The organism is Micromonospora sp. CPCC 205546 (genome assembly GCF_036902715.1).
GTDB lineage: Bacteria > Actinomycetota > Actinomycetes > Mycobacteriales > Micromonosporaceae > Micromonospora.
This window is the reverse complement of record NZ_JBAKHL010000044.1, coordinates 13168-36890: the sequence shown is the minus strand read 5'-3', so window position 1 is coordinate 36890 and position 23723 is coordinate 13168. Positions and strand designations below refer to the sequence as shown.

At 75.3% G+C, this 23723-nt stretch carries 23 protein-coding genes and 1 tRNA gene; 17 read left to right on the top strand and 7 right to left on the bottom strand.

Features of this window, described 5'->3' with window-relative positions; translation table 11 throughout:
- Positions 1-24: 24 nt before the first annotated feature.
- Positions 25-582 (bottom strand): DinB family protein, encoded by a 558-nt coding sequence (locus V6U77_RS20335; RefSeq protein WP_334607956.1) that lies wholly within the window; start codon positions 580-582, stop codon positions 25-27.
- 99 nt (positions 583-681) lie between these two features.
- Between V6U77_RS20335 and V6U77_RS20330 the strand changes: the two genes are divergently transcribed.
- From V6U77_RS20330 to V6U77_RS20315, 4 genes are all read left to right on the top strand, one after another.
- Positions 682-1272, top strand: a complete 591-nt coding sequence (locus V6U77_RS20330) for a hypothetical protein (protein WP_334607955.1) — start codon at positions 682-684, stop codon at positions 1270-1272.
- Positions 1273-1444: 172 nt separating this feature from the next.
- Complete coding sequence (locus tag V6U77_RS20325; protein WP_334607954.1) at positions 1445-2116, top strand: hypothetical protein; 672 nt, start codon at positions 1445-1447, stop codon at positions 2114-2116.
- A 117-nt stretch (positions 2117-2233) separates the two neighbouring features.
- Positions 2234-2671: a hypothetical protein gene (locus V6U77_RS20320; protein WP_334607953.1), complete on the top strand. Its 438-nt coding sequence runs from the start codon at positions 2234-2236 to the stop codon at positions 2669-2671.
- Positions 2672-2858: 187 nt separating this feature from the next.
- Positions 2859-3335, top strand: coding sequence for a hypothetical protein (locus tag V6U77_RS20315; RefSeq protein WP_334607952.1), 477 nt, complete (start codon positions 2859-2861; stop codon positions 3333-3335).
- Between the two features lie 69 nt (positions 3336-3404).
- On the opposite strand, the gene V6U77_RS20310 is transcribed toward V6U77_RS20315, so the two are convergent.
- Positions 3405-3480, bottom strand: a tRNA-Arg gene (locus V6U77_RS20310).
- 164 nt (positions 3481-3644) lie between these two features.
- Between V6U77_RS20310 and V6U77_RS20305 the strand changes: the two genes are divergently transcribed.
- The gene (locus V6U77_RS20305) at positions 3645-4343 is read left to right on the top strand and encodes a hypothetical protein (RefSeq protein ID WP_334607951.1); all 699 of its coding nucleotides are present in this window, start codon (positions 3645-3647) and stop codon (positions 4341-4343) included.
- A gap of 35 nt (positions 4344-4378) precedes the next feature.
- On the opposite strand, the gene V6U77_RS20300 is transcribed toward V6U77_RS20305, so the two are convergent.
- Positions 4379-5416: an alpha/beta hydrolase gene (locus V6U77_RS20300; protein WP_334607949.1), complete on the bottom strand. Its 1038-nt coding sequence runs from the start codon at positions 5414-5416 to the stop codon at positions 4379-4381.
- Positions 5417-5514: 98 nt separating this feature from the next.
- Positions 5515-5931 carry an HPF/RaiA family ribosome-associated protein gene (locus tag V6U77_RS20295; RefSeq protein ID WP_334607948.1) on the bottom strand — a complete coding sequence of 139 codons (417 nt, stop codon included), beginning with the start codon at positions 5929-5931 and terminating at the stop codon, positions 5515-5517.
- A 373-nt stretch (positions 5932-6304) separates the two neighbouring features.
- Between V6U77_RS20295 and ssb the strand changes: the two genes are divergently transcribed.
- The 3 genes from ssb to V6U77_RS20280 all read left to right on the top strand — a co-directional run bounded on the left by ssb (position 6305) and on the right by V6U77_RS20280 (position 10058).
- The gene (gene ssb / locus V6U77_RS20290) at positions 6305-7099 is read left to right on the top strand and encodes a single-stranded DNA-binding protein (RefSeq protein ID WP_334607947.1); all 795 of its coding nucleotides are present in this window, start codon (positions 6305-6307) and stop codon (positions 7097-7099) included.
- A 398-nt stretch (positions 7100-7497) separates the two neighbouring features.
- Positions 7498-8517 carry a cobalamin biosynthesis protein gene (locus V6U77_RS20285; RefSeq protein ID WP_334607946.1) on the top strand — a complete coding sequence of 340 codons (1020 nt, stop codon included), beginning with the start codon at positions 7498-7500 and terminating at the stop codon, positions 8515-8517.
- On the top strand, positions 8514-10058 hold the full coding sequence (locus V6U77_RS20280; RefSeq protein ID WP_334607945.1) for a cobyric acid synthase: 1545 nt from the start codon (positions 8514-8516) through the stop codon (positions 10056-10058). Before V6U77_RS20285 ends, V6U77_RS20280 begins: the two co-directional genes overlap by 4 nt.
- Before the next feature lie 69 nt (positions 10059-10127).
- Here the strand turns inward: V6U77_RS20280 and V6U77_RS20275 are convergent, their stop codons facing one another.
- Positions 10128-10529: a rhodanese-like domain-containing protein gene (locus V6U77_RS20275; protein ID WP_334607944.1), complete on the bottom strand. Its 402-nt coding sequence runs from the start codon at positions 10527-10529 to the stop codon at positions 10128-10130.
- A gap of 210 nt (positions 10530-10739) precedes the next feature.
- Here V6U77_RS20275 and V6U77_RS20270 point away from each other — a divergent pair, with 210 nt between their 5' ends.
- From V6U77_RS20270 to V6U77_RS20255, 4 genes are all read left to right on the top strand, one after another.
- Positions 10740-11363, top strand: coding sequence for a uridine kinase family protein (locus V6U77_RS20270; protein WP_334607942.1), 624 nt, complete (start codon positions 10740-10742; stop codon positions 11361-11363).
- 97 nt (positions 11364-11460) lie between these two features.
- Positions 11461-12813, top strand: a complete 1353-nt coding sequence (locus V6U77_RS20265; RefSeq protein WP_334607981.1) for a dipeptidase — start codon at positions 11461-11463, stop codon at positions 12811-12813.
- A 77-nt stretch (positions 12814-12890) separates the two neighbouring features.
- Entirely contained in the window at positions 12891-13097 is a 207-nt protein-coding gene (locus V6U77_RS20260; protein ID WP_334607940.1) for a hypothetical protein, read from the top strand.
- A 90-nt stretch (positions 13098-13187) separates the two neighbouring features.
- The gene (locus V6U77_RS20255) at positions 13188-14771 is read left to right on the top strand and encodes an ATP-dependent DNA ligase (RefSeq protein ID WP_442934471.1); all 1584 of its coding nucleotides are present in this window, start codon (positions 13188-13190) and stop codon (positions 14769-14771) included.
- 49 nt (positions 14772-14820) lie between these two features.
- On the opposite strand, the gene V6U77_RS20250 is transcribed toward V6U77_RS20255, so the two are convergent.
- On the bottom strand, positions 14821-15648 hold the full coding sequence (locus V6U77_RS20250) for an SURF1 family cytochrome oxidase biogenesis protein (RefSeq protein ID WP_334607938.1): 828 nt from the start codon (positions 15646-15648) through the stop codon (positions 14821-14823).
- Between the two features lie 244 nt (positions 15649-15892).
- On the opposite strand from V6U77_RS20250, the gene V6U77_RS20245 reads away from it, so the two are divergent.
- On the top strand, positions 15893-17278 hold the full coding sequence (locus tag V6U77_RS20245; protein WP_334607936.1) for a cobyrinate a,c-diamide synthase: 1386 nt from the start codon (positions 15893-15895) through the stop codon (positions 17276-17278).
- The gene (locus tag V6U77_RS20240; protein ID WP_334607934.1) at positions 17275-17844 is read left to right on the top strand and encodes a GNAT family N-acetyltransferase; all 570 of its coding nucleotides are present in this window, start codon (positions 17275-17277) and stop codon (positions 17842-17844) included. The genes V6U77_RS20245 and V6U77_RS20240 overlap by 4 nt, the downstream gene beginning before the upstream one ends.
- A gap of 81 nt (positions 17845-17925) precedes the next feature.
- Here the strand turns inward: V6U77_RS20240 and V6U77_RS20235 are convergent, their stop codons facing one another.
- Positions 17926-20058, bottom strand: a complete 2133-nt coding sequence (locus V6U77_RS20235) for a transglycosylase domain-containing protein (RefSeq protein ID WP_334607930.1) — start codon at positions 20056-20058, stop codon at positions 17926-17928.
- Positions 20059-20089: 31 nt separating this feature from the next.
- On the opposite strand from V6U77_RS20235, the gene cobC reads away from it, so the two are divergent.
- Genes cobC through cobA form a run of 3 tightly spaced genes read left to right on the top strand, consistent with a single transcriptional unit; the run spans position 20090 to position 23716 of the window.
- Positions 20090-21352, top strand: a complete 1263-nt coding sequence (gene cobC, locus V6U77_RS20230; RefSeq protein WP_334607979.1) for an Rv2231c family pyridoxal phosphate-dependent protein CobC — start codon at positions 20090-20092, stop codon at positions 21350-21352.
- Positions 21349-22446 carry a nicotinate-nucleotide--dimethylbenzimidazole phosphoribosyltransferase gene (gene cobT / locus V6U77_RS20225; protein WP_334607928.1) on the top strand — a complete coding sequence of 366 codons (1098 nt, stop codon included), beginning with the start codon at positions 21349-21351 and terminating at the stop codon, positions 22444-22446. Before cobC ends, cobT begins: the two co-directional genes overlap by 4 nt.
- A 37-nt stretch (positions 22447-22483) precedes the next feature.
- A complete protein-coding gene (gene cobA / locus V6U77_RS20220) occupies positions 22484-23716 on the top strand; it encodes a uroporphyrinogen-III C-methyltransferase (RefSeq protein WP_334607927.1) in 1233 nt (410 codons plus the stop codon).
- Positions 23717-23723: the final 7 nt, after the last annotated feature.

The following is a 23723-nucleotide window of genomic DNA, read 5'->3' as shown; positions in this document are numbered from 1 at the left end:
TGGAGCGGCGTCGGGCATGCCGGGTCAGCCGAGTCGCAGGTGCAGGTCGCGCAGCAACGCGATCTCGGCGAGGTGGTGGATGGCCTCCCGGTTGATGTGCAGCACGAGCGTCGCCAGCGAGCGGTCCGCGTAGGGTCCCTCCGCCGGGCCGCACGGCCGGGCCAGGCCCTCCTGGCCGAGGCCGCGCACCCCGGCGACCCACCGGTCGTAGGCCTCGTCGAGCTGCGCCAGCGCCGCGTCGGCCGTGCCGGCGTACGCGAAGGAGCCGTAGTCCATCGGGGGCCCGCCGAAGTGGGCGGCGACGCGGGCGCCGAACACCCCCACGACGAGGTGCCCGAGTCGCCAGGCGATGGTGGTGACGGGCGCGGGCTCGGGCTGCGGCATCGCGAACTCGATCACGTGGTCGCCCTGCCCGACCGCGATCGGGGCGGTGCTGCGCCCGCGTGGCCGGACGCCCCACGCGTCCGGGACGGGCTCCCAGTGGTATTCGGCGTCGGTCAGCCCGTCGAGACGCGGGCGGGCCTGCCGCCGCCAGTGCCAGTCGAGCTGTTCGAACAGCTCACCGTTCCAGTCGACGTCCATGCCCGCGACGCTACGCCCCACCTCCGACGTACCGACGAAATTGGACGGCGATGCTACCTTCGCGCCGTCGCCGCCCCTCACCGCCGCCGGGAGCCCACCGTGACGAGAAGTAACGCCGGCCTGCTCGCTGTCGTCGCCGTGACGGCGTGTCTCGCCGTCGTCGGAACCCTCGGCGGCTGGTACCTGGCCGACCGTGGCGCATCCGGGCCGTCCGACCCCACGCCGTCCGCGCGGGTCGCCGCCACCACCGGCGCCGTCGGCGGCGCGTCGCCGGGCTCTCCGGCCACCGGCGCGTCGCCGACCAAGGCTCAGCCCGCGGGGCGGACGTACCAGCTCGACCAGTTGGTCTACAGCCAGGCGGACCTGACCGTCACGCTCGTCAGCGCCGAGACCACCGGCGGCAAACTGAGGCTCAACCTGACGTACCGTAACGGCTCGGCGGCGCCGTGGCCGGTGAGCTGCCCGACCGTGGAGGTCGACCGGACCTCCTCCGAGGTCGTCCTGTCGGACGGCCGGAGCGCGCGTCCCGAGTCCACCTGGTGCGCCACGACGCGGCCCGACGAGTCGTTCAGCATCGCGCCCGGCGAGCGCGTGGAGAGCTGGGCAGTGTTCCCGCTGGTGCCGGAGACCGGCTCCTCCTTCGAGCTGAGCTGGTACGACTTCCCGAACCTCGACGTCCGGCTCCGCTGACCGTCTCGTGCCCCGGCCACCGGTGACGGGTGGCGCCGGTGGCGGCGGTCGGTGACGGTGGCGGCGGTGGTCGCCGACGGCAACGGCGGGTGGCGGTCGTGGTGGTGGGGCGGTCGTGACGGTGGCGGTGGCGCACTACGCTCCGGGGCCACCTGACCGAAAGGGATCATCAATGCGCAAGCCCCTGCTGCCCGTCGTGACAATCGCTCTCGCGGCGACGCTGAGCGGATGCATCACCGTCACCGCGCCGCCGACCGCCGTGGACCCGACGGTCCCCGGACAGCCACCGGCCAGCAGCAGCGTCGACGACGACACGGCGGAGCCGACCCCCGCGAAGCCGGCCGCGGCTGACCCGACCGACGCCCCCGCCACGCTGCGGGCGCTCACCTGCGAGCAGCTCAGGACCGCCCCGCTCGGCAACGGGACCGAGCGCTACAACGGCTACGCCGATCCGATCCGGCTGGTCGACGGCATGTGGTCCGGGGAGGACGGCACCGTCGTCCACCTGCAACAGCCCTGCGCGATCGGCGACCTCACCGGAGATGAGGCGGCGGACGCGCTGGCCCCCGTGCTGATGGACGGCGGCGGCACCGGCAAGTTCTGGCAGGTCGTGATGTACGGCAACATCGACGGTCAGCCCGTCTACGTCACCATGGTCGACATCGGCGACCGCACGCCGGTCGAGTCGATCTCGATCAGCTCCCGACAGGCGACGGTCGTCTACCTGACCCGGCCCGAGGACGCGTCCTCCGCCGAGGTCGCCGTCCGGCGTACGGCCGTCTACCGGCTCAGCGGCAGCCGGCTCGTCGAGGTCAGCCACACGGACACGCCGTACACGCCCTGACGAAGGTCCGTGACGCGCTCGGGTGATCCTCGGTGACCCGTCACCGAGGATCGTCCCAGGCCGTAAGGGAGAGTCGAAGCTTCTCGATGCTCCCGGTCCGGCTTGATACCGTGCCCCGTGCGTCCTTCCCTGCTGCTGTTCGCCAGTGGCGCGTTGAGCCTCGCGCAGTCAGCAAGTGGAGCCCGTATCGTCCTGCGCGACGCGATCGACGCGGAGGCGATGTACGGCGGCGGAATGGATGCCGTCCTGCTGCTGATGCTGGTGGTCACCTCGGCGACCGGCGCGGCCGTTCTGTTCGTCGCCGGTGGGCTGCTGGTTCGTCGTCGGCCCAGGCCCGGCCGTGCCCTGCTTCATGTGTGGATCTGCCCGATCCTCGTCCGATCGGCGTACGGCTGCCTCCTCGTCAGCGTTCCGAACGACGGTGGCTCGTTTCCGGCGTGGGCCGTCGTGACGGAGATCGTGGCGGGTCCCGCTCTGGTGATGACGGCGATCGCAGCAACGTGGTCGCTGGGCCGAGTCAGTTCTCTCCCGGTACCACGAACCCACGTCCGGTAGGACGCACCCCGACGGCGGGAGGCGCCTCCCGCCGGCCCGTCGAGCGCCTTTCGTCCGCCGCGGGTCGGTGACCCACCGGGCAAGGGTTCGATCTCGCCGCGCTGGCGCTTGGTGTCCGTCACCGTCGGGCAGCGTCGACGCTCGCAGGCGGACTCGGGCTGTCCGGATGGCTGTACAGTCGCCGCGCATGAGCAACACCAACTCGCAGGGCCTGCCTGGCGGACTTGGTTCGGCAGCCGCGGCGACGCTGGGCCTGGCTACCCGGTGGGCGCACGAGTTGGCCGGCGCAGCAGAGGTAACGATCGAGAACCTCCAATGGGGCCTCTCTGTGGTGATCGCGCCGACGAATCCCCACGCTCGCGCCTTCGGATGGGCCGACTTCGGGGACGAGATCGTCCTGCAGGTCGGCGAGTACGGCGGCAGATGGGAACTCCGACCGGTGCCCGAGGACCTGGCCTTCCTCGACGACGTTGCTCGTTCGATCGCCGCGGGACGCGTCCGGGAGGTTCTTGCGCGGGGACGCTCCCTCATCGAGGTGGAGATGCCCGATGGGACGGTCGAGACCCATATCGGGTACGAGGGCCCGGCGGGCTGCCTCCCGCTGCCCGCCTGGCGTCGCCGGTCCCGCATCGTCCAGTACGCGCCGTACGGTTCGTCCACCTGAGGCTGCGCGTCGCGCCTCTGCGCGCCTCGTTCCCTGAGGGAGTGGCAAACCACTGGACTGCTGCGATGGTGGTGCGCCCGGCAGGATTCGAACCTGCGGCCTTGGGATTAGAAGTCCCCTGCTCTATCCGCTGAGCTACGGGCGCGCGCGTGCGTGTCGCGCGAGAAGGGTACCGCCGACCATCGGGTGACCGGTGGAACGGGTGGGTCGCGTTCCACGTCGCAGACCAGGGTCGCATGCGTCCCCCGGCGCCGTCACCCCGGTTCCGCCGCCCGCACGGCGGCGAGCGGCGGGTCGTACCCTCGGCTGGTGCTGCTTGACCCCGATACCGAGAACGACGTCGCCTACGAGCTGTGCCAGCTCCTCGGCCGCGCGATCCTGCCCCTTCGTCGCACCGACGCCGGGGTGCAGGCCGGTGCCGGGGGCGAGGGCACCGCGTTCCTCTTCACCGGGCGGGGGCGCGAGTACCTGCTGACCGCCGACGCGCTCACCCGCGACGGGGCGGGGGAGATCGGGTTGCGGGCGAGCGTGACCGAGCCCGCCGGGGTGGCCGCCGACGCCGTGGCCCTGCCCGACCTCGCTGACCGGTGGCGGCAGCACGAGGATCTCGGCGTCGCCGTCCTGCCCGCCGTCGCGCTGCACGAGCACGCCGCCGGACAGGGCTGGCGGTGGCGTACCCAACAGGTGCCGGACGCCGTCGCGGCCGATCGGGACGCGATTGCCCGGATCGGCGTGGAGCCGGGCTCGGCCGTCGTGCTCGCCCACGGCGTCGGCGAGGGCGGCGGCCGGCCGCTCGAGGTGGCGGTCGAGCGGGTGGCGCGCGTGGACGGCGCCGTACGCCTCCTGACGGAGCTGCCTGCCGGCTACGTCGGCGCGCCGGTCTTCGGCGTGCAGGCCGGCGACGACGGGCCGGGGCTGCGGTGCCTGGGTCTGGTGCTGCCGGCGCGCGACGGTGGCCACCCGCTCGCCACCTTCGACCGCATCCGGGAGGCCGTCGACGCGGCGTGAGGCCGGCGGTGCGGCGCGCGGCCGGCCGGTGGCGGTCAGCCGTTCCGTGCGGGGACGCCCGCCGGGTCGGGCTCGTCGGCCGGCTGTCGGCTCGGGGGCGGGCTCTCCCCGGCGCGCACCGTCGGCCCGGCGTCGAAGAACGCGTCGGCCCAGCGGCCGACCTCCTCGAAGACCCTTTCGCGTACGGCGGGGCCGGAGAGCGTGAGGTCGTGCATGCCGCCGTCGAAGCGCGCCAGGGTGACGTGCCGGCCGAGGCGGGGCGCCCAGCGGACCATGTGCTCGACGTCCAGGACGGCGTCGGCGAGGGCGGCCGACTCGTGCCACTTCGTGCCCTTGAACGAGCGGGTCGAGCAGGCGAGCAGCACCGGCACCTGGATGTCCAGGCCGGCGCGGAGCTGCCGCTGGGCGGTGCGGATGGCGTTCAGCCAGCCCGCGCGTACGGGGAACCCGGCGAGCGGCTTCCAGGTCAGGTCGTAGTTCCACTCGCCGTGGTGCTCGGCGTGGATGCTCTGGCTGTAGACCGTGCCCAGCCCGAACGGCAGCACCCGGCGCGGCGCCCGCCGCCCCAACCGCCCGGCGGCGGCCACGAGGGGGCGGCGCACCAGCCACGGGGCGTTGATGTCGAAGAAGGGGCTGTTCAGGAAGAGCCCGTCGATGATCCCGGCGTCGCGGCGGGCGTGCGCCCAGAGCGGCAGGACCAGCCCGCCGGTGGAGTGGCCCATCGCGAGCAGCGTGTCGTGCCCGTCGTCCTCGCGGATGATCCTCGCGGCCGCGTCCAGCTCGGGGAAGTAGTCGCTGAGGTCCCGGCAGAAGTTCGGCGTCTGGTGGGGCCGCAGGCTGCGTCCGTACTTGCGCAGGTCGAGGGCGTAGAAGTCCCACCCTCGCTCGGCGAAGAAGTCGCCGAGGTGGCCCTGGAAGAAGTAGTCGGTGAAGCCGTGCACGTAGAGCACGGCCCGCCCCGTCGGGCGGTCGGCCCGGCGACGGACCAGGGTGGCGAACACCGGTCCCTCGTCGTCGGTGCCCAGGTCGATGGTCTGCCGCTCGTACGGCGGGCCCAGCACGTCCGGTTCCACGTCACCGACGGTACGCCGGGAAGCTACCGGGCGGTAGCCCCCGGGTGTGCCCGACCCCGTCCGCCCGCACCCGGCGGACGGGGTCTCAGGCGTGGGCGTCAGACCGTCTCGGCCTCGGCGCGGACGGGGTCCGTGTCGGGCTCGACGTCGGCGGCCGGCGGGGGCACGTCGCGCAGGTGCTTGTTGTGCCGCGGCTCCTGCTTGGTCTTCGCGTCGTTGAGCCGCCGCCGCAGGTCGTCGCGGACGTCGTTGAGCGCCGCGTGCAGGTCCTCCTCGGCGGAGGTGGTCACGATCTTCTGGCGCCCGGCGATCCAGCACTCCAGGGTGACCTTCTGCCCCCTGGCCTCCCGGTCCTTGACCGAGACCTCCAGCTCGGTGGCGTCGGCGTGGAAGCCGGCCAGCCGGGAGTCGAGCGTCGCGAACTGCTCCGCGATCCAGTTCCGGTCACCCTGGGAGAACCCCGCGCCGACCCGCAGGCACTCCGCCACGGTGGCCGGGTTGGCGACGGCGCTCATCGCCGCACCTGGCCCGGGACGATGGTGACTGCGGTGCTGGTCATCTTCATGATCGCTGACCTCTCGTTCGTCGTGCTGTCGGCGGTGCGGTTGATCGAATCCATACCCCGTCGCGCCCCGCCCGGAACGTGACATGTCGCCCCGTCCGTGGCCGCCGCCACGAGCGCGTCCGGCCTCCTGATCATCGAGCCGATCGTGCGGGCTTCCCAGGGCCGCCCGGCCCTAGCACACCGGGACCTTGATCGGGTCGTCGTCCACAGACGGTCCGGTTGTCCACAGGCCGACGTCCGGTGCTGGCGGCGCCCGTGCCGAGGGCACAGGCTCGGCACCGAGTCGACTCACGATGGCAAGCCCGATCTCCCCTGGAGGGACGATGTTCGACACCTACGTCACGATCGTGGGCAACGTGCTGACCGCGCCGGAGTGGCGTCGTACCACCCAGAGCAACACCCTGGTGGCCAACTTCAAGGTCGCCTCGACCGCCCGCCGGCTCGACCGCGACAGCGGGCGCTGGGTCGACGGCAACAGCCTGCGCGTACGGGTCAACTGCTGGCGCAAGCTCGCCGAGGGGGTGGCCGCCTCGGTGATGGTCGGCGACCCGGTGGTGGTCTGCGGCCGGCTCTACACCCGCGACTGGACCGACGACGCGGGCAACCACCGCTCGCTCTATGAGCTGGAGGCGGTGGCCGTCGGCCACGACCTGTCCCGGGGCCGCAGCCGCTTCCAGCGCAACCGGCCGACGATGACGACCAGCACCGTCGAGGACACCGAGGCCGAGCACCGGGTGCGCGGCGAGGCGACCGAGCCGGTGCCGGACGAGGAGGCCCCCGTCCTGCCGGACCACCGCCCGCTCGACGACGACTTCGCGCCCGACTTCGGCGCGTTCGCCGCCGGCCGTGGTGCGGCGGCCGACGACGCCGCCGACTCCCTCGACCCCTTCGACGACCCGGCGGACGATCCCCACGGCGAGGAGTTTGAGGGCCCGGAGCCGCAGCCCGACGGCCCGACGCCGGCACCCGGCCCGTCCGAGGACGCGTCGGGTGCCCGGGACGGCCGGCGTGACGCGGCGGCGGGGGAGCCGGGCCCGTCGGCGGAGGAGGCCGAGGCGGGCGTCTCCCCGGCCGGTCGTGGCCGCCGGGGCCGGGGGCGGGTGTCGCAGCCCGCGTGACCGCCCGCGCCCGGGTGACACGACGGGGGCGGGGTGGCGCCGGCGGTGCCGTCGTCACCCCGCGTGTCGCCCGGGACGCTCCGGGGGGTCGTTCTGGTGAGCGGCGCTGTCGCGGCGGGCGGTGCTGTCCGACCGTGGCGGGGTACGGGTGATCATTTGCACGGCACCCGGGCGTCCACCGTCGTTGTGCCCGGGGCGACGTCAAACGATCACGGGCGGCGCGGCCCCCGCCCGGTCGCCCGGTCGGGCGGCCGGACCGTCGGGCCATCGGGGGAGGTGAAGTGGCTGGCGCGGGGCGGGCGATCGGGGACGACGGTCGCCGGGGCGCGGGTGGTCGGGTGTTCGGCCGGGGAGGGGGTGGGCGCTCGGCTAGGCTGGCCGGCCGGAGGTGGTGGCGGGTGCGACAGGCGACGCCGGTGGCGACCGCGGCGGGACTGGTCGCGGGGTACGCCCTCGACGCGCTCCTCGGTGACCCCCGCCGCTACCACCCCGTGGCCGGCTTCGGCCGCGTCGCCGGGGCGCTGGAGCGGCGGACGTACCGCCCGGACCGGCTTGCCGGAGCGGCGTTCACCGCGCTGGCGGTCGGTGCGCCGGTGCTGCTCGGGGCGGCCGCCACGCTCGCCACCCGACGCCGACCGGTGGCCCGGGCCGCCCTGGTCGCCGCCGGCACCTGGACGGTGCTGGGCGGGCGCACGCTGCGGCACGAGGCCACCGTGATGGGGCGCGCGCTGCGCGGCGGCGACCTCCCGGCCGCCCGGCGGCGGCTCGGCCACCTCTGCGGCCGGAACCCGTCGGCGCTGGACGAGCCCGAACTGGCCCGCGCCACCGTGGAATCGCTCGCCGAGAACACCTCGGACGCGGTCGTCGCCCCGCTGCTGTGGGGCGCCGTCGCGGGGCTGCCCGGCCTGCTCGGCTACCGCGCGGCGAACACCCTCGACGCGATGGTGGGCCACCGCTCCCCCCGGCACGCCCGGTTCGGCACCCCGGCCGCCCGCCTCGACGACCTGCTCAACCTCGTGCCCGCGCGGCTGACGGGCCTGCTCACCATCGCCGTCGCCCCGGTCGCGCACGGCGACCGCGAGCGGGCGCTGCACGTGTGGCGGCGGGACCGCAACGACCACCCCAGCCCGAACGCCGGGCAGTGCGAGGCGGCGATGGCCGGCGCCCTCGGCGTACGGCTGGGTGGGCGCAACGTCTACTTCGGGCGGTCCGAGGTGCGTCCGTTCCTTGGCGACGGCCCCCGCCCCGAGGCGCGGCACCTCAAGCGGGCCGCCCGGATCTCGGGCGCGGTCGGGCTGGCCGCGCTCGGGTTGGCCGCCGCGTACCCCCTCACCCTCGGCCGCCTGGTGGGCGCCGTCGGCCGGCGGGCCGTCCACCGCGGCGTCGCGGCCCTGGTAGGGCGGGGGAGCCGCCGGTGAGCGGCGGCCTGCTGGTCGCCGGCACCACCTCCGACGCCGGCAAGAGCGTGCTGACGGCCGGCATCTGCCGCTGGCTGCACCGCCGGGGCGTGAAGGTCGCGCCGTTCAAGGCGCAGAACATGTCCAACAACTCCGCCGTCGTCGTCGGCCCCGACGGCCGGGGCGGCGAGATCGGGCGGGCGCAGGCGATGCAGGCCGCCGCCTGTGGTCTCGCCCCCGACCTGCGGTTCAACCCGGTGCTGCTCAAGCCCGGCAGCGACCTGGCCAGCCAGGTGGTGCTGCTCGGCGAGGCGGTCGACACGGTCACCGCGGGCAACTTCCGTGAGCTGCGTCCCCGCCTCGCCGAGACCGCGTACGCGGCGCTCGCCGAACTGCGGGCCGCGTACGACGTCGTGATCTGCGAGGGCGCCGGCAGCCCGGCGGAGATCAACCTGCGGTCCGGCGACTACGTGAACATGGGCCTGGCCCGGCACGCGGGACTGCCCGCGATCGTGGTCGGCGACATCGACCGGGGCGGGGTCTTCGCCTCGATGTTCGGCACCCTCGCCCTGCTGGACCCGGCCGACCAAGCGCTGGTCGCCGGCTTCGTGATCAACAAGTTCCGGGGCGACCTCGGGCTCCTCCGGCCGGGGCTGGACATGCTGCGCCAGGTCACCGGCCGCCCCACGTACGGGGTGCTGCCCTGGGCGCTCGACCTCTGGCTCGACGCGGAGGACTCGCTCGCGTACGGCCGGGTGCTCGGTCGACCCGCCGCCCCACGCGGCACCGACTGGCTGGACGTGGCCGTGGTGCGGCTGCCCCGGATCAGCAACGCCACCGACGTCGAGGCGCTTGCCACCGAGCCGGGCGTACGGGTCCGGCTGACCGTCGAGCCGGCCGAGCTGGCCGCCGCCGACCTGGTCGTACTGCCCGGCTCGAAGTCGACCGTGGCCGACCTGGCCTGGCTGCGGCAGACCGGCCTGGCCGACGCCGTCCTGGCGCACGCGGCGGCGGGCAGGCCGCTGCTCGGCATCTGCGGCGGCTTCCAGATGCTGGCCCGGACGATCCACGACCCGGTGGAGAGCCGGCAGGGGAGCGTGCCGGGGCTGGGCCTGCTGCCGATCGAGGTAACCTTCGACCCGCGCAAGACCGTCCGCCAGTCGACCGGCACCGCCGGTGGCGACGTCCCGGTCCGCGGTTACGAGATCCACCACGGGTACGTCTCACACGCCGACCCGGCACTGGCCCCGCTGCTGACCTGTGCCGACGGCAGCGGCGAGGGCGCGGTGGCCGGTGCCGTGCACGGCACCCACTGGCACGGCGCCTTCGAGTCCGACGGGTTCCGCCGCCGTTTCCTGACCGAGGTGGCCCGGCTCGCCGGCCGGACCGGCTTCACGGTGGCCCCGGACACCGCGTTCGCCGCCGTGCGCGAGCGCAGCCTGGACCTGCTCGGTGACCTGGTCGAGGAGCACCTCGACACCGACGCCCTCTGGCGCCTCGTCGAGTCCGGCCCGTCCGCCGGCCTCCCCTTCATCCCACCCGGTGCCCCGAAGCTCCCCTGATCCCACCGACCGCGCGCCCCACCCGAGGGAGCTGCCACCCCGTCGCGCCCGCAGTGGGTCGGGGGCGGGTCAGGGGCGGACATCGGCGGGGCGGTCGGACATCGGCAGCCCCGCCTCACGCCACGCCTGCACGCCGCCGATCATGTCGGTCGCGCGGTGCAGACCGAGCGCCCGCAGGCTCGCCACGGCGAGACTGGAGCTGTAGCCCTGCCGGCACACCACCACGATCCGCAGGTCGTACCCGGTCGCCTCCGGGATCCGCCACGCGCTCGCCGGGTCGAGCCGCCACTCCAGCACCGTACGATCGATCACGATGGCGCCGGGGAGGTCACCCTGCTCCCGTCGCTGCACGTCGGTACGGGTGTCCACCAGCAACGCCCCGGTACGGACCGCCTCGACGGTCTGGTGCGGGGTCAGCCGGCGTACCCCGGCGCGGGCCTGTTCCAGGAGGGCGTCAACGCCCGGACTCATCACGCTGTGGGACACCAGCAGATCATCGCGTCCCGTCCCGGGCTCCGCCCGACGAACGCCCCGGCCCGCCCGACGACCGCTCGTTCGGGCGACCCCCGATCGGAGCGACCGCGCGGCCCGCCCCCGCGGCAGGGCGGGCGGCCCGTGGGAGCGGGCCGGAAGACGGGGGCGCGCGTACGGACGGGGACCGGCCTGGCTACGGTCGGCCATGTGGCGGTGGCGGTGGTCGAGGCGTACGACCGGCTGGCCCGGCGGGTCCTGGCCGGGCCGGCGCGGTTGGGGCGGACCCGGCTGGTGGCGGTGGACGGGCCGAGCGGCGCGGGCAAGAGCGCGTTCGCGGCGCGACTCGCGGACGCCCTCGCCGCCCTGCCCGGCGCCCGCCCGCCGCCGGTGGTGCACACCGACGACCTGCTCGACGGCTGGGAGGACCAGCTCACCTTCTGGCCGCGGTTGCAGGAGTGCGTGCTCGGGCCGCTGCGCGCCGGACGGCCGGGGGCGTACCGCCGGTACAGCTGGGTCCGTGGGGCCTTCCTGCCGCGCCCGGTGCCGGTCCCGGTCGCGCCGGTGCTCCTCGTCGAGGGGGTGAGCGCCGCGCGGGCCGCCGTCGCCGCGGACCTCACCCTGGCCGTCTTCGTCACCGCCCCGCAGGCGTTGCGGCTGGCCCGGGCGCTGGAGCGCGACGGCCCGGGCATCCTGCCGGAGCTGCGCCGCTGGCACCTCGGGGAACGGGCGCACTTCGCCGCCGACGGCACCGAGGCGCGGGCGGACCTGGTGGTCGACGGCGCCCCGGGTCTGCCGCACGACGCCGACCGTTACTACGTGCGCCGCCGCTGAGGGCCGTCGGGGCCGGCCGGGACCGACCCGTCGCTGCGGGCTCGGGCGGTGCGGTCGGTAAGGCCGGCATACGATGCCGGTCATGACCACACCGATCATGTCCGAGTCCGAGGTCCGGGCCGCCGTCGAGCGGGAACTGCCCGGGGTCCGGGCCGACCTGGAACGCCTCGTCCGCATCCCCGGCATCGCGTTCGAGGGCTTCGACCACTCGCACGTGGAGCGTTCCGCCGAGGCGGTGGCCGAGCTGCTGCGCGGCTGCGGCCTCGACGTGAGGATCGTGCGCTCCGGTGGCCAGCCGGCGGTCATCGGCAGGAGGGCGGCCCCGCCCGGGGCGCCGACGGTGCTGCTCTACGCCCACCACGACGTGCAGCCGGTCGGCGACCTGTCGCTGTGGGAGTCGGATCCGTTCGAGCCGGTGGAGCGGGACGGCCGGCTCTACGGCCGGGGCGCCGCCGACGACAAGGCCGGCATCATGGCGCACGTGGCGGCGCTGCGCGCCTTCGGTGACGCGCTGCCGGTCGGCGTGGTGCTCTTCATCGAGGGCGAGGAGGAGTACGGCTCCGACTCGTTGGAGCGGCTGCTCGCCGAACACCGCGACGAGATCGCCTCGGACGTCATCGTGATCGCCGACTCCGCCAACTGGGACATCGGCGTACCGGCGCTGACCACCTCGCTGCGCGGCATCGTCAACTGCTTCGTGGAGGTGCGCACCCTCGACCACGCCGTGCACAGCGGCATGTACGGCGGCGCGGTGCCGGATGCGCTGACCGCCCTGGCGCGGTTGCTGGCCACCCTGCACACCGAGGCCGGCGACGTGGCGGTGGACGGGCTCGTCGCCCGGGAGGGCGCGAGCGTCGACTATCCGCAGGACCGGTTCCGCGCCGAGGCCGGGCTGGCCGAGGGCGTGAGCCTGATCGGCACCGGGCGGATCACCGACCGGCTCTGGACCAAGCCGGCCCTCGCGGTGCTGGGGATCGACGCCCCGGCCACCGGCGAGGCGCCGAACGCCCTGGTGCCGGCCGCGAAGGCCAAGCTGAGCGTACGGCTGGCGCCGGGCGACGACCCGAAGCGGGCGTACGCGGCCCTGCGCGCGCACCTGGAGAAGCACGCGCCGTGGGGCGCGCGGGTGGGTGTCACCTTCGAGCACGACGGCGAACCGTGCGTCATCGACGCCTCCGGCCCGATGTTCGACGCGGCCCGCTCGGCGTTCCGGACCGCCTGGGACGGCACCGACCCGGTGGACCTCGGCATCGGTGGCTCGATCCCGTTCATCGCCACCTTCCAGGAGATGTTCCCGCAGGCGGCGATCCTGGTCACCGGCGTGGAGGACCCGCACGCCCGCGCGCACGGCCCGAACGAGAGCCTGCACCTCGGGGAGTTCGCCCGGGTCTGCCTGGCGGAGGCGCTGCTGCTGAAGAAGGTCGCCGAGGCGGGCGTCGACGGGCGTTAGGTGTCGGAACCGTAACTTCGCGGTCGATGTGGGAGTTTGCGGTGTGTCGACGGTGGGGTTGTTATAGCCTCTCGAACATGCGTACGAACGAGGTGATGGGTCGGCTCGAGGCCGCCGTCAGCGCACTGGGGGACGTCGACGTCTCCGCGTGGTCCGAGGACACGCTCAAGGAACAGCTCGGCGACCTGTCCGCCGCGCTGGTCGCGCTCGACCGAGGGCTCTCCCGGGTCGCCGAGGAGATCCGGGCCCGCGGGCTGCGCATCGAGGAACCCGTCTCCGCCTGACCCGCCCACCCCGGGCGGGGCGGGCGGTTCGCGACGGCCGGGCACGGCAATGCCCGGGTCGTGTCGGGGGTGGCTGGCAGGATGGAGCCCGTGCGGTTCCTCGACCTGGCAGCCACCTCCGCCGCCGTCGGCGCCACCCGGGCCCGGAAGGCCAAGGTGGAGCTGCTCGCCGCCGCGTTGCGGGCGCTCGACCCGCCCGAGGTTCCGGCGGGTGCCGGCTGGCTGGCCGGCGAGCTGCGCCAGCGGCAGACCGGGGTGGGCTGGGCGAGCCTGCGTGACCTCCCGCCGCCGGCCGCCGAGGCGACCCTGACCGTGGCCGCCGTCGACGCGGCCATCGACGAGATCGCCTCCGTGCACGGGCCGGGTTCCCAGACCCGCCGCCGGGAGCTGCTCGGCGCGCTCTTCGCCGCCGCCACCGTCGAGGAGCAACGGCTGCTGACCGGGCTGTTCAGCGGCGAGCTGCGCCAGGGCGCGCAGGCGGGGCTGCTCGCCGACGCGGTGGCACGGGCCGCCGACGTGCCGGTCGCCGCCGTACGCCGGGCGCTGCTGCTCGCCGGCGACCTGCGCGCGGTCGCGGTCGCCGCGCTCGACGGAGGCGCGGCGGCGCTGTCGGCGTTCGGCCTCCAGGTCGGCCGTCCGCTCGCGCCGATGCTCGCCCAGAGCGCGCCCTCGGTGGACGAGGCGCTCGCGGCCACCGGCGTCCCCGCCGTGGTCGACGTCAAGCTCGACGGCATCCGGATCCAGGTCCACCGCTCCGGTGACGACATCGCCGTGTTCACCCGCAGCCTGGACGACATCACCGCCCGGGTGCCGGAGGTGGTCGCCGCCGTGCGGGCGTTGCCCGCCCGCGAGCTGGTGCTCGACGGGGAGGCGATCGGGCTCGACCAGACCGGCCGACCGCTGCCCTTCCAGCAGACGTCGAGTCGGGCGGCGCGGCGCGCCACGGCGAGCGGCACCGACCGCCCCCCGGTCGCCCCGGCCGTGCGCGCCGCCGCCGCGGCCACCGGCGAGACGGTGCTGACGCCCTACTTCTTCGACCTGCTGCACCTCGACGGCGACGACCTGGTCGACCGGCCGGGCCGGGAACGCTGGGCCGCGCTCGACGCCGCCGTCGACGCCTCGCTGCTGGTCGGCCGGATGGAGGCCGACGGCCCCGAGCGGGCCGGCGAGGCGTTCGCCGCCGCGATCGACGCCGGCCAGGAGGGGGTCGTGGTCAAGGCGCCCGACGCCCCCTACGACGCCGGCCGTCGGGGCGCCGCCTGGGTGAAGGTGAAGCCCCGGCACACCCTGGACCTGGTGGTGCTGGCCGTGGAGTGGGGCAGTGGGCGGCGCCAGGGATGGCTGTCCAACCTGCACCTCGGCGCCCGCGACCCCCGCACGGGCGACTTCGTCATGCTCGGCAAGACGTTCAAGGGCCTCACCGACGAGCTGCTGCGCTGGCAGACCGAGCGTTTCCTCGGTCTCGCCGTGGAGCGCGGCGACTGGGTGGTGCGGGTCCGTCCCGAGCAGGTGGTCGAGATCGCGTTCGACGGGGTGCAGACCAGCTCCCGCTACCCGGGCGGGATGGCGCTGCGCTTCGCCCGGGTGGTGCGCTACCGCGACGACAAGACGGCGGCGCAGGCCGACACCATCGACGCCGTACGCGCCATCCACGCCGGCCGCGTGACCGGCTGAGCCGGCCGCGCCACACTCCTCGGGTCGGCCGGGCGGCCGGCGCCGAGCGTCAGGCGGCGCCCTGCGGGGCGGGCTCGGCGGCCCGGTCGACGGGACGCCGCGGCTGGACGCCCGCCAGCCGGCGGGCCTCCCGGCGGGCCACCCAGCCGTAGCCGAACAGGGTCATCACGGCGAAGATCCACCACTGCACGACGTAGCCGAAGTTCTGCCAGTTGTTGGTGTATCCGACCGGCACGTCCTTGAAGACCGGGTCGGCCGCCGGGCTCTGCCCGTCCAGCAGCAGGTACGCCCCGTGCACCGGGTAGGGCAGCTCCCTGGCCAGCCGGGGCACGCCGATCCGTCGCGTCTCCAGCTTGCCGGCGCGCCGGGTCACGGCGACCGAGCCGCTCTCGCTCAGGTGCACCCGCCCCGTCACGGTGACCTCGCCGGGCGGCAGCGCCGGCACGTCCGGCTGGACGGTCGCGTCGCCGCCGCGGGCCGGCGGGATCCAGCCCCGGTCCACGAGCACGGCCGTGCCGTCGGCCAGCACCAGCGGGGTGACGACCTCGAAGCCGACCGTGCGGTCCACCGAGCGCCCCCGGACCAGGACCACGTTCGCCGGGTCGTAGCGGCCCGTCACGGTGACCTTGGTCCAGGCCCTCTCGGCGGTGGGGGCGGGGCCGGCCGTGCCGCTGCCACCGGTCGGGGCGGGCAGCACGTCACGCAGCGGCACCGGGTCCATCCGCAGCCCGGCGTCGATCCTCTCGTTGATCGCCGTGCGGCCGCGGTAGCGGTCCAGCTGCCAGTTGCCGAGCAGCACCATCACCGCCGCGGCGACCAGGGTCAGCGCGAGAATGCCCAGCCAGCGCGGCGTCAGCAGGAACCGGTACACGCCCACGAGGCTACCCCTGTGACCGGAGGCACTCGCTTCGACAACCCCCCTTCCGGTCCCGGACGGACCGCCGCCGGGCCCGTCCGGCCGCGCGCCGACACCGCCGTCGGGTCCGCCCGGCCGCACGCCGACACCGCCGACAGGGGCCGTTCGGCGGCGGCCACCCGCCGGTCGGTTGGGCTATCGTCACGCGGGCGGACCGCGCCGTCGGCCCGTCGCAGGTCCCACGCCGCCCCGCAGGGAGTCGATGATGACCGTCGTGCCGCGCCTGGTGCTCAGCGCGCCGTCCTCCGGCCACGGCAAGAACGCGCTCGCGATCGGGCTGCTCGCCGCGTTCGCCGACCGGGGCGTCGACGTCGCCGGGTTCAAGGTCGGCCCCGACCGCGTCGACGCCGCGTACCTCGGGCTGGCCGCCGGCCGCCCCGGTCGCACCCTCGACCCCCGGCTGGTCGGCGTCGACCGCGTCGCCCCGCTCGTCGGGCACGGCGCGGCCGGCGCCGGGCTCGCGCTGGTGCAGGGCAGCATGGGCCTGTACGACAGCCTCACCGGCCGCCCCGAGACCGAGTCGACGGCCGCCGTGGCCACCGCGTTGCGCAGCCCGGTCGTGCTGGTGGTCGACGTGGCCGCGACGGGGCAGTCGGTGGCGGCCCTGGTGCACGGCTTCCGGTCGTACGACGAGCAGCTCTGGCTCGGCGGGGTGATCCTCAACCGGGTGGCCTCCGCCCGGCACGAGGAGCTGCTGCGCGAGGCGCTCGACGACATCGGGGTGCCGGTCTACGGCGCGCTGCGCCGCCAGGACCTGCCGTCGGTGCTGCCGGCCCGCCGCTACGGGGCGGTGCCCGCGCTGGCCCGCACCGACGAGGCCACCCGCGCGGTCCGCCGGCTCGGCGAGGCGGTCGCCGCCACCGTCGAGCTGGACCGGTTGCTGGCCCTGGCCCGCTCCGCCCCGCCGCTGCCCGCGCCGGCGTGGGCGCCGGAGGCCGGCCGGGAGACCGTCGGGCCGCGTCCGGTGGTCGCCGTCGCCGGGGCGCCGGGCGGCAGCTACAGCCACGCCGAGACCGCCGAGCTGCTGCGGGCGGCCGGCGCCGAGGTGGTGACGGTCGACCCGCTGCACGACGAGGCGCTGCCCGCCGGCACCGGCGCGCTGGTCGTCGGCGGCGGGCTGCCCGAGTCGTACGCCGGGCAGCTCTCCGCCAACCGCCGGCTCTGCATCGCGGTCGCCGAGCTGGCCCGCACCGGGCGGCCGGTCGTCGCCGAGGGGGCGGGCCTGCTCTGGCTGGCGCGGGAGCTGGACGGGCTGCCGATGTGCGGCGTGCTCGACGCGGTGGGCACGCGCCGCGAGGGCCTGGTGGCGGGCTACCGGGAGGCGACCGCGCTGAGCGAGAGCCTCGTGGGACCGGTGGGCACGGTGGTGGCCGGGCACAAGGAGCACCACGCCGTGCTCACCCCGCGCGCCGGGGCGCGGCCGGCGTGGAGCTGGGACGGCGGGGCGCCCGAGGGCTTCGTCTGGCGGGGCGTGCACGCCTCGCAGCTCACCCTGCACTGGGCGGCGTACCCGCGGCTCGCGGCCCGCCTCGTGGACGCGGCGGTGGCGGCGGATCCCGCGACCGCCCGGCCCGACGGGGTGCCCGCGTGATCGGTCAGGTGGCGGTCCGTCGCTTCCCGCCGCTGACGGTCTCCACTCCCCGCACCGAGGTACGCGCGCTGACCCGCGCGGACGCGGCGGCGGCCGACGAGGTCTTCGCCGACCGGCAGACCCGGCGCTGGCTGCCGCTGGCCGACACCTCCGGCCAGATCGACGGGCTCGCCTGGTGCACCGACCTGGCCCGGCAGCGGCGCGACAGCGGCGACGGCGACCACTACGCGGTGGTGCGTCGCGAGGACGACCGGGTGGTGGGCTGCCTGTGGACCCGGCGCACCGACTGGGGTGCCCGGTGCACCGAGGTCTCCTACGCGATGGCGGCACACGCGCGGGGCTTCGGCCTGGCGGCCGAGGCGGTCGACGCGCTCGCCATCGCGCTGATCCTCGAACACGGCTTCCAGCGCGTCGAGCTGCGGGTCGCCCCGGGCAACCTGGCCTCCCGCCGGGTCGCCGAGAAGGCCGGCTTCAGCTACGAGGGCCTGCTCCGCAACGCGGGCTTCGTGCGGGGCGGCCGGGTGGACCTGGAGGTCTGGTCCCTGGTCTCCGCCGATCTCCGCTGACCCGCCCGACCCGCCCGACCCGCCCGGCCCGCGCTGGCTCCGCCCGGCCCGCGCCGATGCATCCGGTCAGCGCGGAACCGGTCAGCCGACCATGCGGTCCGAGGGCGGGGTGAACTGGCGGGTGGGCTGGCCCTTGAGGCCGTCGCGGAGGGTCTGCGCCACCGCCTTGATCGGGATCTGCGACTGGCCGTCGCCGACGGCGTTGAACGGGTTGTCCGGGTCGGAGATGAAGCTCGCCGCCGCCAGTTCCGGGGTGTAGCCGACGAACCACGCCGACCGGGTGCTGTCGGTGGTGCCCGTCTTGCCCGCGACGGGGCGGCCGACGGTGCCGCGCACGCTGTCGGCGGTCGACCAGCCGCCGCAGCTCCCGCGCGCCGGCCTGTCGCCGGTCGGGCAGCGGGCGGCGTCGGTGGCGGCGCGGGCGGCGTCGGCGTTCACCACCTGTCGGCAGCGGGGCTTGGCGACCTCGCGTTCGATCCCGGAGGCGGTTTTCCAGGTGGTCGGCGTGCCGTCGCGGTCGTAGATCGCCTGCACCGGGATCGCCTCGCAGTAGCGGCCGTCCGCGGCGATCGCGGCGTACGCGTTGGCCATCTCCAGGGGTGTGGCGTCGGAGACGCCGAGGGTGAACGCGCCCCACTTCTTCACCTTGGCCGGGGAAGCCTGTTCCTTGTCGACGTCGGTGCGCCAGCGCAGCCCGAGCTGCTCGGCGAGGTGGACCGCCTTGTCGGCGCCGACCTGCTCCTCCAGCCACACGAAGTACGTGTTGACCGACTTGCCGAAGCCGGACCACATGGTCTGGTTGCCGCTCATCGCGCCGCTGGCGTTGGACGGCGCCCAGCCGTCGTAGACCTCGGAGCGGTACCGGTGCGGGGCGTTGAACGAGGTGGACAGCGGCATGCCCGCGTTGAGCGCGGCCAGCATCGGGAACATCTTGAACGTCGAGCCGGCCTGGTAGCCCGGCAGGTCGCCGCCGCCGAGCAGGGGCGCCACGGTGTTCGGGTAGTTCGCCTTCACCTTCGGCCCGGCCTCGGGATTGGAGCTCTGCCCGTTCTCGCTCAGGTTCAGTGAGTACGTCCGGTTCACCGCCATCGCCTTGACCCGCCCGGTGCCGGGCTCGGAGACCACGATGCCGTTGGCGAACGGGCTACCGGTGTTCTCCTTGGCGCCGACGTTCTTCTCGGCCGCCTCCTGGATCTTCGGGTCCAGGCTGAGCACGATCCGGTAGCCGCCCCGGCGCAGCTTGTCCATCCGCTCCAGCCGGTTCTCCCCGAACGCGGGCTGCGTGCTCCACCAGTTCTTCAGGTAGTCGCAGGCGAAGCCCCAGCTGTTCCACTTCTCGGGCACGGAGGCGCAGTCGTTGGGCGGATAGGTCAGCTTCAGCCGGATCGGTTCGGTCTTCGCCCGGGCGGCGGCGTCCGGCGAGAGGTAGCCGAGGTCGGTCATCCGGTCCAGCACGTAGTTGCGCCGGCCGGTGGCGTCCTTCTGGTCGGAGCTGGCCGGGTCGTACTCGGACGGGGACTTGACCAGCCCGGCGAGGGTGGCGGCCTCGACGGGGCTGAGGTCCTTGGGGGCCTTGGAGAAGAAGATCTCGCTGGCCGCGTAGATGCCGTACGCGCGGTGGCCGAAGTACGCGGAGTTGAGGTAGCGCTCCAGGATCTGCTCCTTGCTCAGCTCCTTCTCCAGGTCCATCGCCATCCGCATCTCCCGGATCTTGCGCACGCTGGTCTGCTGGGTGGCCTCCTGCACCTCCTTCGGCGTCTTCGCGCTGTCCCGCAGCGCCATCCGCACGTACTGCATGGTGAGCGTGGAGGCGCCCTGGGAGACGCCGCTGGAGCGGGCGTTCGCCACGAAGGCGCGGGCGACGCCCTTTGGGTCGACGCCGCGGTGCTGGTGGAAGCGGTTGTCCTCGGCGGCGACGATCGCCTGCTGCATGTGCGGCGAGATGTCGGCCAGCTTCGTGTACTGCCGGTACTCCTCGTAGAACATCGTCAGCACCGTCTTTCCGTCCGGCGCGTAGACGTACGACGTCTCGGCCGGCAGGGCGGTGGTGAGGATCTTGGTCTTGTGTTCCATGGCGTGCGCCGTGACCTTGGCGCCGAGGCCGGTGGCGGCGGCGACCGGGTACGCCACGGCGGCGACCACGATGCCGGCGATGAGTCCGGCGCGCAGGAGGGGAACGAGACGACCAGCGGCAGCAAGGGGTCGATTGCTCACTGCCTCAAGTTATGACATTTCCGATTCACACCTGAGAAATATTCATGAACACCCGTGTGGTGACGCGGCCCACGCCGGGATCTGCTGTCCCGCGCGCCACGTTCCCGGCAGGATCGCGGACATGCGTGGTCAGCCGACCGAGAGCCTCCCGGGAGCCGGGCCCGAACCCGAACCCGGACCCGGACCCAGGGCCGAACCCGAAGCCGAACCCGGACCCGAAGCCGAACCCGGCCCCGGGGCCGAGGCCTCCGGGCCCGACCTCACCCACCACGGGGACGCCGAGGTGGGGCCGGGCCTGGTCGACCTTGCCGTCAACGTGCGCCGCGACCCGATGCCGGACTGGCTGGCCGATCCGGTCACCGCCGCGCTCGGCGACCTCGCCGCCTACCCCGACCCGGGGCCGGCGCGCGCGGCGGTCGCCGCCCGGCACGGTCGCCCGCCCGCCGAGGTGCTGCTGACCGCCGGCGCGGCCGAGGGCTTCGTGCTGCTCGCCCGGGCGCTGACCGACGTGCGCCGGCCGGTGGTCGTGCACCCGCAGTTCACCGAGCCCGAGGCCGCGTTGCGCGCCGCCGGGCACCGGGTGGAGCGGGTGCTGCTCGACGCGGACGACGACTTCCGGCTGGATCCGGCCCTGGTGCCCGACGACGCCGACCTCGTGGTGATCGGCAACCCGACCAACCCCACGTCGGTGCTGCACCCCGCCGCCGACCTGGCCGCCCTCGCCCGCCCCGGCCGGGTGCTGGTGGTCGACGAGGCGTTCGCCGACACCACCGTGGCCCCCGGTGTGGCCGGCGAACCGGAGTCGCTGGCCGCCCGGCGGGACCTGCCCGGCCTGCTGGTGGTCCGCAGCCTCACCAAGACCTGGGGCCTGGCCGGCCTGCGCATCGGCTACCTGCTCGGCGAGGCCGCGCTGCTTCAGCGGCTGGCCGCCGCCCAGCCGCTCTGGGCCGTCTCCACCCCGGCCCTGGCCGCCGCGTCGGCCTGCGCCACGCCCGTCGCGGTCGAGGCCGAGCGCGCCATCGCCGCCCGACTCGCCGCCGACCGCGAGCACCTGGTCGCCCGCCTGTCGGCCCTGCCGGGCGTACGCGTCGCCGGCCGTCCCGCCAGCGCGTTCGTGCTGGTGCACGTCCCCGGGGCCGCCGACGTGCGGCTCGCCCTGCGGCGGCGCGGCTGGGCGGTGCGCCGCGGCGACACGTTCCCCGGCCTCGGCCCGGACTGGCTGCGCGTCGCCGTCCGAGACCCGGCCACCACCGACGCGTTCACCGAGGTACTGGCGGAGGTCCTGGAGGCATGACGGTGCAGACCACGATCGCGGCGATCCGACCGCCGGACGAGTCGGCGATGGCCGCCGCCCGCGAGTTGCAGGGCCGGCTCACCAAGCCCGCCGGCTCCCTCGGCGCCCTGGAGGAACTCTCCGTACGCCTCGCCGGCCTGGCCGGGCACTGCCCGCCGCCGCTGCCCGAGCCGGCCGCCGTCGCGATCTTCGCCGGTGACCACGGCGTGCACGCCCAGGGGGTGACGCCCTGGCCGCAGGAGGTCACGGCGCAGATGATCGGCAACTTCCTGGCCGGCGGCGCGGTGGTCAACGCGTTCGCCCGGCAGGCCGGCGCCTCGGTCACCGTGGTCGACGTCGGCGTGGCCACCCCGATCCCGGCCGCCGCGCCGGGCGAGGAGGCCGCCGGCGCCCCGCCGACCCGCGACGCGCCCCGGCTGGTCGCGGCGAACGTCCGCCCCGGCACCCGGGACCTTGCGGTGACCGCCGCGCTCACCCGGGACGAGGCCCGCGCGGCGGTGGAGACCGGCATCCGGGTGGCCGACGAGCTGATCGACGCCGGGGCGGGCATCCTGCTCACCGGCGACATGGGCATCGGCAACACCACGCCGGCCGCCGCCCTGATCGCCGCGTTCGCCGGCATCGACCCGGCGGAGACGACCGGCCGGGGCACCGGGGTCGACGACCCGACGTACGCCCGCAAGGTGGCGGTCGTGCGGGCCGCGCTGCGCCGGCACGCCCCCGACCCGGCCGACCCGCTGGGCGTGCTGGCCGCCGTCGGCGGCCTGGAGCACGCCGCGCTGGCCGGGCTGATCCTGGGCGCCGCCGCCCGCCGCACGCCGGTGCTGCTGGACGGGGTCATCGCGGTCGCCGCGGCGCTCGCCGCGGCGGCCTTCGCCCCGCACGCCGTGGCCGCGATGGTGGCCGGGCACCGCTCCGCCGAGCCGGGGGCCACGGTCGCGCTGCGCCGGCTGGGCCTGGAGCCGCTGATCGACCTCGGGCTGCGCCTGGGCGAGGGCACCGGCGCGCTGCTCGCGCTGCCGGTGGTCACCGGCGCGGTCCGGGTGCTGCACGAGGTCGCCACCTTCGACTCGGCGGGGGTGGCCGAGAAGTGAGCGGACGAACCGGCGCACCGGGCGGCGGGGCGGTGGCGTGAGCGGCAGCCCGTACCCGCTCGGCCTGCGGCTCGCCGGCCGACGGGTGGTCGTGGTGGGCGGGGGAGTGGTGGCGACCCGGCGGGTGCCGGCGCTGCTCGACGCCGGCGCGCACGTGCTGCTCGTCGCGCCGGAGCTGACCCCGGCGCTGCGCGCGCACGTCGACGCGGGACGGCTGCACTGGGCGCCGCGCCGGTTCGCCCCCGACGACCTCGACGGCGCGTGGCTGGTCCAGGTCGCGATCGACGACCCGCTCGCCGCCGCGTCGGTCAGCGCCGCCGCCGCCGAGCGCCGCATCTTCTGCGTACGCGCCGACGACCGCGCCGCGGCCACCGCCTGGACGCCGGCGGTGACCCGGCACGGGCCCGTGACCGTGGCGGTGCTCGGCGGGGGCGACCCGCGCCGGGCGATGGCCGTCCGCGACGCCGTCCGGGCCCTGCTGGAGGTGCGGGAGGGCACCCCGTCGGCGCCCACGGGGCGGGAGGGGACCCCGCCGGGCACCCGGCCCGGGCGGGTCGCGCTGGTCGGCGCCGGGCCGGGCGACCCGGAGCTGATCACCGTCAGGGGCTGGCGGCTGCTCACCGAGGCGGACGTGGTGGTCGCCGACCGGCTCACCCCCGGGCTGCTCCTCGACGAGCTGCGCGCCGACGTCGAACTCGTGGACGCCTCCAAGATCCCCTACGGTCCGTCCCGTACGCAGGAGGAGATCAACCGGATCCTGGTGGACCGGGCCCTGGCCGGCCGGTTCGTGGTCCGGCTCAAGGGCGGCGACCCGTACGTCTTCGGCCGGGGTGGCGAGGAACTGCTGGCCTGCGCGGCGGCCGGCGTGCCGGTGACCGTGGTGCCCGGCGTGACCAGCTCGATCGCGGCCCCGGCCGTGGCGGGCATCCCGGTCACCCACCGGGGGGTGGCCCACGAGTTCACGGTGGTCTCCGGGCACGTCGCACCCGACTCGCCGGCCTCCCTGGTCCGCTGGGACGCGCTGGCCGGGCTGCGCGGCACGCTGGTCGTCCTGATGGGGCTGAAGAACCTCGCCGCGATCACCGCGACGCTGATCGCGCACGGCCGTCCGGCGCAGACCCCGGCCGCCGTGGTGCAGGAGGGCACGACCGGTGGGCAGCGGGTGCTCCGGTCGACGCTCGGGGCGGTGGCCGCCGACGTGGTCGCCGAGGGGATCCGGCCCCCTGCCGTGGTGGTCGTCGGCGACGTGGTGGGGACGCTCGACGGCTGAGCCGACG

Bases quoted from the DNA above. Each gene is read 5' to 3' on its own strand.
- V6U77_RS20335 (WP_334607956.1), bottom strand. From the start codon at position 582: ATGGACGTCGACTGGAACGGTGAGCTGTTCGAACAGCTCGACTGGCAC.
- V6U77_RS20260 (WP_334607940.1), top strand. From the start codon at position 12,891: ATGCGTACGAACGAGGTGATGGGTCGGCTCGAGGCCGCCGTCAGCGCA.
- V6U77_RS20265 (WP_334607981.1), top strand. From the start codon at position 11,461: ATGTCCGAGTCCGAGGTCCGGGCCGCCGTCGAGCGGGAACTGCCCGGG.
- ssb (WP_334607947.1), top strand. From the start codon at position 6,305: ATGTTCGACACCTACGTCACGATCGTGGGCAACGTGCTGACCGCGCCG.
- cobT (WP_334607928.1), top strand. From the start codon at position 21,349: ATGACGGTGCAGACCACGATCGCGGCGATCCGACCGCCGGACGAGTCG.
- V6U77_RS20315 (WP_334607952.1), top strand. From the start codon at position 2,859: ATGAGCAACACCAACTCGCAGGGCCTGCCTGGCGGACTTGGTTCGGCA.
- V6U77_RS20275 (WP_334607944.1), bottom strand. From the start codon at position 10,529: ATGAGTCCGGGCGTTGACGCCCTCCTGGAACAGGCCCGCGCCGGGGTA.
- V6U77_RS20325 (WP_334607954.1), top strand. From the start codon at position 1,445: ATGCGCAAGCCCCTGCTGCCCGTCGTGACAATCGCTCTCGCGGCGACG.
- V6U77_RS20245 (WP_334607936.1), top strand. From the start codon at position 15,893: ATGACCGTCGTGCCGCGCCTGGTGCTCAGCGCGCCGTCCTCCGGCCAC.
- V6U77_RS20295 (WP_334607948.1), bottom strand. From the start codon at position 5,931: ATGAGCGCCGTCGCCAACCCGGCCACCGTGGCGGAGTGCCTGCGGGTC.